This window comes from Amphibacillus sp. MSJ-3 (assembly GCF_018919165.1).
Taxonomy (GTDB): domain Bacteria; phylum Bacillota; class Bacilli; order Bacillales; family Amphibacillaceae; genus Amphibacillus.
The window spans coordinates 1-8,006 of the sequence record NZ_JAHLQM010000054.1 but is presented as its reverse complement, the minus strand read 5'-3'; the positions used below and the strand labels follow the sequence as shown (position 1 = coordinate 8,006).

Annotated in this window: 7 protein-coding genes, 10 tRNA genes and 1 rRNA gene; all 18 read right to left on the bottom strand. The window is 38.1% G+C overall.

What is annotated here, in order from left to right; translation table 11 throughout:
- A 16S ribosomal RNA gene (locus KQI76_RS11345) occupies positions 1–70 on the bottom strand; the annotation flags it as partial.
- 98 nt (positions 71–168) lie between these two features.
- Positions 169–245, bottom strand: a tRNA-Ile gene (locus tag KQI76_RS11340).
- A 4-nt stretch (positions 246–249) separates the two neighbouring features.
- Positions 250–323, bottom strand: a tRNA-Gly gene (locus KQI76_RS11335).
- A 47-nt stretch (positions 324–370) separates the two neighbouring features.
- Positions 371–447 (bottom strand) — tRNA-Arg (locus KQI76_RS11330).
- Between the two features lie 58 nt (positions 448–505).
- Positions 506–593: transfer RNA gene (locus tag KQI76_RS11325), tRNA-Leu, on the bottom strand.
- A 19-nt stretch (positions 594–612) separates the two neighbouring features.
- A tRNA-Lys gene (locus KQI76_RS11320) sits at positions 613–688 on the bottom strand.
- A gap of 140 nt (positions 689–828) precedes the next feature.
- Positions 829–903: transfer RNA gene (locus tag KQI76_RS11315), tRNA-Gln, on the bottom strand.
- A gap of 9 nt (positions 904–912) precedes the next feature.
- Positions 913–989, bottom strand: a tRNA-Asp gene (locus KQI76_RS11310).
- Between the two features lie 15 nt (positions 990–1,004).
- Positions 1,005–1,079 (bottom strand) — tRNA-Glu (locus tag KQI76_RS11305).
- Between the two features lie 13 nt (positions 1,080–1,092).
- Positions 1,093–1,184 (bottom strand) — tRNA-Ser (locus KQI76_RS11300).
- 1 nt (position 1,185) lies between these two features.
- Positions 1,186–1,260: transfer RNA gene (locus KQI76_RS11295), tRNA-Asn, on the bottom strand.
- A gap of 153 nt (positions 1,261–1,413) precedes the next feature.
- Entirely contained in the window at positions 1,414–1,866 is a 453-nt protein-coding gene (locus KQI76_RS11290) for a SprT family protein (protein ID WP_216400405.1), read from the bottom strand.
- Positions 1,867–2,108: 242 nt separating this feature from the next.
- The gene (gene arcC, locus KQI76_RS11285; RefSeq protein WP_216400404.1) at positions 2,109–3,041 is read right to left on the bottom strand and encodes a carbamate kinase; all 933 of its coding nucleotides are present in this window, start codon (positions 3,039–3,041) and stop codon (positions 2,109–2,111) included.
- A gap of 402 nt (positions 3,042–3,443) precedes the next feature.
- Positions 3,444–5,615: a Tex family protein gene (locus KQI76_RS11280; protein ID WP_216400403.1), complete on the bottom strand. Its 2,172-nt coding sequence runs from the start codon at positions 5,613–5,615 to the stop codon at positions 3,444–3,446.
- 81 nt (positions 5,616–5,696) lie between these two features.
- Complete coding sequence (locus KQI76_RS11275) at positions 5,697–6,290, bottom strand: SpoIIE family protein phosphatase (protein ID WP_216400402.1); 594 nt, start codon at positions 6,288–6,290, stop codon at positions 5,697–5,699.
- Positions 6,290–7,081, bottom strand: a complete 792-nt coding sequence (gene sigB / locus KQI76_RS11270) for an RNA polymerase sigma factor SigB (protein WP_216400401.1) — start codon at positions 7,079–7,081, stop codon at positions 6,290–6,292. The genes KQI76_RS11275 and sigB overlap by 1 nt, the downstream gene beginning before the upstream one ends.
- Positions 7,053–7,529, bottom strand: coding sequence for an anti-sigma B factor RsbW (rsbW, locus tag KQI76_RS11265; protein ID WP_216400400.1), 477 nt, complete (start codon positions 7,527–7,529; stop codon positions 7,053–7,055). The genes sigB and rsbW overlap by 29 nt, the downstream gene beginning before the upstream one ends.
- Entirely contained in the window at positions 7,529–7,864 is a 336-nt protein-coding gene (locus KQI76_RS11260; protein ID WP_216400399.1) for an STAS domain-containing protein, read from the bottom strand. The genes rsbW and KQI76_RS11260 overlap by 1 nt, the downstream gene beginning before the upstream one ends.
- Positions 7,865–8,006 lie beyond the last annotated feature (142 nt).

The following is an 8,006-nucleotide window of genomic DNA, read 5'->3' as shown; positions in this document are numbered from 1 at the left end:
CGCGCTCGACTTGCATGTATTAGGCACGCCGCCAGCGTTCATCCTGAGCCAAGATCAAACTCTCAATAAAATTGTTGAGTTGTTCTACTCTCATTTGAAGCACTAGCTTCTTCTTACTTTTCTTCTTAACTTTCTTGGTTGTTTGGATTCAGTTTTCAAAGATCAAAATGGTGGGCCTAAGTGGACTCGAACCACCGACCTCACGCTTATCAGGCGTGCGCTCTAACCAGCTGAGCTATAGGCCCATTTTGGAGCGGGTGAAGAGAATCGAACTCTCGTCATCAGCTTGGAAGGCTGAGGTTTTACCACTAAACTACACCCGCATTCTATAATGTAAGGTTATAACTATTATTCTTCTAAACAGTCTAAATGGCGCGCCCGAGAGGAGTTGAACCCCTAACCTCTTGATCCGTAGTCAAGCACTCTATCCAATTGAGCTACGGGCGCCAACAAGCGACATCTTTAAGTATATCGTACAATCTCTTATCTTGTCAACACTTTTTTTTGGTGCGGTCGAGAGGACTTGAACCTCCACCAGGGAAACCCCCGACTAGGCCCTCAACCTAGCGCGTCTGCCATTCCGCCACGACCGCGTTAATTATCACCTAATAGTGGTGAGCCATGAAGGATTCGAACCTTCGACCCTCTGATTAAAAGTCAGATGCTCTACCGACTGAGCTAATGGCTCTCGATTTGCAAAATTATAGCTCTATGCTGTTGGTTATTTTATTCAGATAAGGGCTTCCTTCAGTAGAAAACCCTTTAAACATTTTTTGTTTAAGGGTATTTTTTATCGAAATTATAAAAGAACATCCTAAAATAAAAAAATGGCTGGGCTAGCTGGATTCGAACCAACGAATGACGGAACCAAAAACCGTTGCCTTACCGCTTGGCTATAGCCCAACATCTTAATGGCGGTCCGGACGGGACTCGAACCCGCGACCTCCTGCGTGACAGGCAGGCATTCTAACCAGCTGAACTACCGGACCTTATATAGGAAAATATGGTGACCCGTACGGGATTCGAACCCGTGTTACCGCCGTGAAAGGGCGGTGTCTTAACCGCTTGACCAACGGGCCATGTAAAATACAATGGCGGAGAAGGAGGGATTTGAACCCTCGCGCCGCCAAAAGCGACCTACACCCTTAGCAGGGGCGCCTCTTCAGCCTCTTGAGTACTTCTCCATGGCTCCACAGGTAGGATTCGAACCTACGACCGATCGGTTAACAGCCGATTGCTCTACCACTGAGCTACTGTGGAATAATAATCGCATATATATTAGCGACGTTAAAAACTATACTATATATTTTTTCTGCTGTCAACTAATTTTAAATTATTATTTTTATTAAGCACAAAAAATATACATATATAGTTTACTCGGTTTGATACCATTAGGTCAAGGGGTTATAAATTTTAATTTACCGGACTGATCTTTCCTTTACAATGCCCGCAACTGTACCTATTAATGTTTACCTTTCTTCTTCTTTTATACAATTGCCCACAAGATTGACACTTATATTTATAGACCAACGATAATTTATCCACCTCTGAAGGCAATGGCTGACAATGGCGTGGTGAGTTTGTTTCTTTTAAGAGGGTTTTGAAAGCTTTATCTCCATGACCAAAGGGCTTTCCTGTGATATGGAGATGATAATGGCAGAGTTCATGTTTAATAATTCCAACCATTTCATCCATCCCTAGCTCAGCTAAATACTTAGGATTAATCTCAATCGTTCGTTTATCTGGTAAGTAACGTCCTCCAGTTGTACGTAATCGTGAATTAAATACCGCTTGATCTTTAAATGATTTCTGAAAGAATTGTTTTGATAAATCACTAACTAACCGTTGTAATTGAATATCATTCATAATTGCATTTTCCTTATTTATACTTGAATTGTTTAAGTACGTGTACTTTTCATTTTTTTAAATGAAGCCTACTCAATGAGTTTCGCTGAGTGTTTGATATAGGAGTCGGATTTTTATTGACTATTGATCTCCACTTATAATTCGACGGTTTCCCTTTTATATTTAAACACGGGATCGAACCGTCAGTTAATCTGCAGTAAATCAAGCCCATAATCAATTGAGTATTATGAGCTTAAATATCTTTAATGAATGTAGGTTCCTATTTTTCCAGTAAAAAGATCCTCAACATGGTCAAGAGATGTAATAATCGTCTGCTTATCCTTTTGTGAAAAGTTAACAAATTCTATCGCTGCTTCAACTTTAGGTAGCATGCTCCCTGGGGCAAATTGATTCTCCTTGATGTATTGTTCCAATTCTTCAACAGTAACATGGGTTAGTTTCCTTTGATTTGCTTGATTATAATTAATAAAGACATGATCAACTGATGTTAAAATTATGAATGCATCCGCATCAACCAGCTCTGCTAATTTCTCCGATGCCAAATCTTTATCAATAACAGCCTCGACACCTTCTATTTGCCCATTATTAATCGTAATTGGTATCCCACCGCCACCTGCTGCAATCGTAATGACCCCAGAATGAACTAATTTTTTAATTAAAGGGGCCTCACTAATATGAATCGGTTTTGGTGAGGCTACAACCTTTCGCCAGCCCCTACCAGCATCCTCAATAAAAGTATCTTTATTGCTTTGTTGATTTTTTACTTCTTCAGTTAGAAAAGGGCCGATTGGTTTTGTTGGATGTAAAAATGCTGGATCATCTTTATCAACGACTATTTGTGTTAATACCGTTACGACTTCCTTTTCTATCCCACGTTTCTTTAAGGCTTCTCTCATTGCTTGCTGGAGCCAATAGCCAATACTCCCCTGTGTCATGGCAACACAAGTATCTAATGGTAGTGCTGGGTTTTCAGGTGAATCGGTGGCTATTTGTTGTAGGAGTAAATTTCCAACCTGTGGCCCATTACCATGAGAAATAATTAATTCATTTCCTTGTTCAATTAAGGGAACTAATCGTTCAGCCGTTTGTTTTATAGCAATTTGTTGTGATTCTGCACTAGCATTGTCAGTCAAGATCGCATTTCCCCCAAGGGCTACGACTATTTTCTTAGCCATCTATTCACCTCACTAGTTTTACTGTTATACAAGAAAAACTGTTGATGTCATTAAATCTTTCAGATAGTTAAATCATCATTCAGCGGAAAGTATCCTCTTTGATTGAATAGGACTAAGATTATTCATCCTATCGATATGATTTACGATTGCTTGTCTCACCGAAAATATTTTACAGATAAAATCATTGGAACTATATAGGTTTTACTCCTTCTCAATCACCAAAGAATTTCTTGATTTTCAGAAATTAAAACCTTTACCAATAGTTCGATGGGCAAGTATTATTAATGACCTCACTTTTTTCTTAAATGTTATTGTATAACTTTAGCTAGTTAAGGTAAAGAACTTTTTAGACAATTCTAACTTTTCTATCATTACATTTTTAAGTCATGATCTCACTTTTCACTAATCTTCTTTTACCATCGTTAAAGCAATTCTTTCCTTTTGCAAATCGACATCTACAATCCATACAGTTATAACATCTCCGACTGATACTATATCCATTGGATGCTTAACAAATCGTTTTGACATTTTAGAAATATGAACCAATCCATCTTGTTTAACACCAATATCGACAAAGATACCGAAATCAACAACATTTCTGACCGTTCCTTGTAATTCTAATCCTGGTTTTAAATCTTCCATTGATAAAACACTTTTCTTTAATAAGGGCTTTGGTAAATCGTCACGCAGGTCACGTTCAGGTCTACTCAATGCTTCGACTATATCTTGAAGAGTTGGTTCACCAACTGCTAATTTATTAGCTACTTCGGAAAGATTCAGCTCGGTTAATTTTTGTTGTAATCCTTTTGTTCCTAAATCTGCTTTTTGGCAATCAATCATTTTTAACAACTGTTCGGTTACCTGATAGCTCTCAGGGTGAATCGGTGTACGATCCAAGGGTTCTTCACCATCTGTGATGCGGAGAAAGCCAATACTTTGCTGATATGTCTTCTTCCCGAGTCTTGGTATGCTCTCCAACTCTTTTCGCGTAGTAAATGTGCCTAACGCTTCACGTTGCTTCACAATATTACTTGCAACAGTTTTACTAAGACCGGATACATATTGTAAGAGTGAAACAGAAGCAGTGTTCACATTAACACCCACTTGATTAACAACCGTTTCAACAACAAAAGCCAGTGACTCTGTAAGCTTTTTCTGACTAACATCATGCTGGTATTGCCCAACACCAATAGATTTCGGATCAATTTTTACCAATTCCGCAAGTGGGTCTTGTACACGTCTAGCAATAGATACTGCACTACGTTCCTCCACTTGTAGATCTGGAAATTCTTCACGTGCAAGCTTGGAGGCAGAGTAGACACTTGCGCCAGCTTCATTAACAATTAAATAAGGGATTGCTAAATTTTCATTTTGAATTAAATCTGCAACAAATAACTCTGTTTCTCGTGAGGCTGTGCCATTTCCTATCGCGATTAAATCAATGTCATACTCCGCAATAAATTGCTTAACTTTTTTACTGGCACCAGCAACATCGTTTTTAGGGGCTGTCGGATAAATAACATCAACTGCTTTCATCTTACCCGTTTCATCGATTACGGCTAATTTACATCCTGTCCGAAAAGCAGGATCGATCCCCAAAATTGTTTGTCTTTTTAATGGAGGTTGAAGTAATAGATTTTTTAAATTCATCGAGAAAATTTCAATAGCTTGTTCTTCTGCTGTTTCAGTAAGTGTTGTCCGAATTTCCCGTTCTATTGCTGGTTGAATTAACCGTTTAAAGCTATCTTCAATCGTCGCCTTAAGGAAATCTTGGACTTGAATTGGCGCTGTTGATTTAATAATTTGTCTTTCTAAATAACCTAGACTTATTTCGGCAGGCGCGACAATGTTAATACGAATAACTTTCTCCTTTTCACCACGATTCATCGCCAAAATTCGGTGTGAAACAACTGATTTTACAGGTTCAGAATAATCATAGTACATCTCATAAACTTGTTTTTCATCTAGGCTGGCATCTTTGACCGTTGATGTAATCATCCCATGTTGATAAATTTGTTTCCTTATGTACTCTCGATAGCTCGCTTCATCAGATATCCATTCGGCAATGATATCATTTGCACCTTGTAAAACATCTTCAAGCTCTGTTAAGTCGTGTTCTTCTGAGAGGAAGTCCTCTGCTATAACATTTAAATCAGCGATCATTTGCTCCCAAATTAATTTGGCCAGCGGTTCCAACCCTTTTTCCTTGGCCATTGTCGCCTTAGTTCGTCTTTTTTGCTTATAGGGACGATAAAGGTCTTCGACACGTTGAAGCTGTTCCGCCTGTTCAATATTCTTTTTCAACTCTTCCGTAAGCTTTCCTTGTTCATCGATAAGTCGAATGACCTCTGCCTTACGTTCTGCTAATTGTAAAGCATAAGCCCAATGATCTTCAACGTCCTTAATTTGGACTTCATCTAGTCCCCCCGTTTGTTCCTTTCGATAACGTGCAATAAAGGGAACTGTATTTCCTTCCTCTAACAGAGAAATAACCTCTTTAATTGTTTTAGCATTAATTGTTGTTTTCTTTGCGACATTTGCAATCAACTGATCGTGATTGAATTCTATTCCCATCATATCTTCCTCCCATCATTCAACCTTATTTTATCAAATAAAGTAATAAAGCTCTATGATAAATGCATTTATCATAGAGCCTTATTGAAATTTAATCACAATAAGCGTTGTATCATCTTCCCGATTTTGACCCATTTGTTCTGCAAATGCATCGGTAATTTCTGTAACATTTTGCTTTTTGAATAGATTGTGTGTCAGATCTTTTGGCGTCACACCGTCAGAAAATAAAACAAAAGACATGTTCTTATTAAATATGCCCCTAATTTCTTTTGCTTGTCGTGGATAGACACCTAAATAACCCGGCATTGGAATATTCCTATTCTTAATTCCCTCAGATGTAATTGTCATTAAACCAATATTACCAATTGAAGCATATGTGTATTGATGATTTCTTAAATCTAGTTTAAGGATTCCTAAAACAACCCCTCGTTTACCAACTAGAGCTTGATTGCTTAAGCTAATGATCTCAGATGTTGTCATCAAAGGGTTTGTCTTGATAACATCCATAACTACTTGAGATGATTCACGTGCCAGTTCACCACTACCAAGCCCATCTGCTAAAGCACAAAGGAAAAAGTCATCATCTTGATAGTAATAATAACTATCACCACAACAAAAATTCCCCTCTTTTTCCTTCTGGTAAACAGAAACTTTGACTAGATCTGTCTCATTCATCAGTCTGTAACCCCTATGCCATCCGCTTGTAAAGCTTCCCTCAGCTTTAATAAAGCACGACGTTGAATTCTAGAAACATGCATTTGAGAGATATCAAGAATCTCTCCCGCTTCCTTTTGACTCATATTATCAAAATAAGTATATTGTAGTATCTTTTGCTCACGTTCTGATAATATTGGTAAAACCTTCTCCAACACAAGGCGTAAATCCGTTTTTTCAAAACCATCGTCCTGATTTCCAATTAAATCAAGAATGGATACTGTACTTCCATCTGAGTCAGCTTCAATTTTCTTGTCAACTGATAAGGCTTTATAGCTTTGCCCCATTTCCATCGTTTCCAATATCTCTTCTTCCGTGACATCTAAATAATCCGCAATCTCACCAACAGATGGCGAACGTTGATTTTCAGTTGTTAAATGTTCTGTTGCTTTTCTTATTTTAGGCCCTAATTCTTTGATACGACGTGGGACATGAACGCTCCATGTTTTATCACGGATAAATCGCTTTATCTCCCCGATAATAGTAGGTATTGCGAATGATTCAAATGATTTACCTAAAGTTGGATCATACCTTCTAATTGCGGCCAACAGCCCGAGCATCCCGACTTGTACAAGATCTTCATGAATTGAGTTATTTTTTGCATATTTCCTTGCAATCGAACGAACAAGGTCTTGATAAGTTAAAACGAGCTTCTCTTGTATTTCTTCGTCCTTTGGGTTTTCTTGAAGGTGCTGTATCCATTGGTAAACCTCATCCTCACGGTTATTGTGTGGTTGAGATTTGGTCGCCATCCAATTTCACCCCATTTGTCGGAAGTTTTTTAGTCATTAAAACAATCACACCATAATCATTGGTAATCTCAACTTTATCCATTAAAGCATCGATTAAAAATAAGCCAAATCCACCTTCTCGTAGATTTTCGATTCGTTCTGATTGTTGATAAGGACCGATTTTCTTTTTCACTTCTGCTAAGTCAAAACTTCCTCCGCGATCCGCAACCATAACCTCCAAACGATCTGGATATACGCCAAAACCAATTGTTACTTCACCGTCTTCATGGTTCTCGTAAGCATGAGTCGTCGCATTCGTCATCGCCTCAGAAATGGCCACCTTTAGGTCTTCTATTTCTTCATAGCTGAAGCCCATCCGGTTTGCAATCCCTGAAACGGTCAAACGAACGACACCAACGTATTCTGGTTTTGCAGGTAATCTCATTTCAATAAAATCAAAGTGTTTCATTAATTTCCACCCCGTAGCCTTGTATCAATTGAGATAATAGTATCTAAACTTGTAATTTTAAACAATCTAGAAACACGTTCTTGTAGATGAACAAGTTTGAGTGATGATGCGTGTTCTTTAGAAGATTTTAATGCACTAATAAACACACCCAATCCTGTACTATCCATATAATCGACATTTTCTAAATCGACAATGACTTCCGCATCCTTTTGTTGAGTTAGTGGTAATAATGCATCTTTCAAAATCGAAGCTGTGTAAGCATCAATTTCTCCTGACAGAACAAGTGTCTTAACAAGATCTTGCTCGATAAGCTCAACATTTAAATTAATATTCATTAATTCCCTTCCCTTCCACTATCCGTATTGTCAAAAGTTTCTTAATAAACCTTGATTTTTGGTTGATTTCATGCCATTAAACATTAAAAAACTTGCCACCCCCTTAGATTTAGGGTATTAGTGAGGTAACCACACACACAAA

Excerpts from the sequence above, each read along its gene's own strand:
- KQI76_RS11280 (WP_216400403.1), bottom strand. The coding sequence starts at position 5,615 with ATGGGAATAGAATTCAATCACGATCAGTTGATTGCAAATGTCGCAAAG.
- sigB (WP_216400401.1), bottom strand. The coding sequence starts at position 7,081 with ATGGCGACCAAATCTCAACCACACAATAACCGTGAGGATGAGGTTTAC.
- KQI76_RS11275 (WP_216400402.1), bottom strand. The coding sequence starts at position 6,290 with ATGAATGAGACAGATCTAGTCAAAGTTTCTGTTTACCAGAAGGAAAAA.
- rsbW (WP_216400400.1), bottom strand. The coding sequence starts at position 7,529 with ATGAAACACTTTGATTTTATTGAAATGAGATTACCTGCAAAACCAGAA.
- KQI76_RS11260 (WP_216400399.1), bottom strand. The coding sequence starts at position 7,864 with ATGAATATTAATTTAAATGTTGAGCTTATCGAGCAAGATCTTGTTAAG.
- arcC (WP_216400404.1), bottom strand. The coding sequence starts at position 3,041 with ATGGCTAAGAAAATAGTCGTAGCCCTTGGGGGAAATGCGATCTTGACT.
- KQI76_RS11290 (WP_216400405.1), bottom strand. The coding sequence starts at position 1,866 with ATGAATGATATTCAATTACAACGGTTAGTTAGTGATTTATCAAAACAA.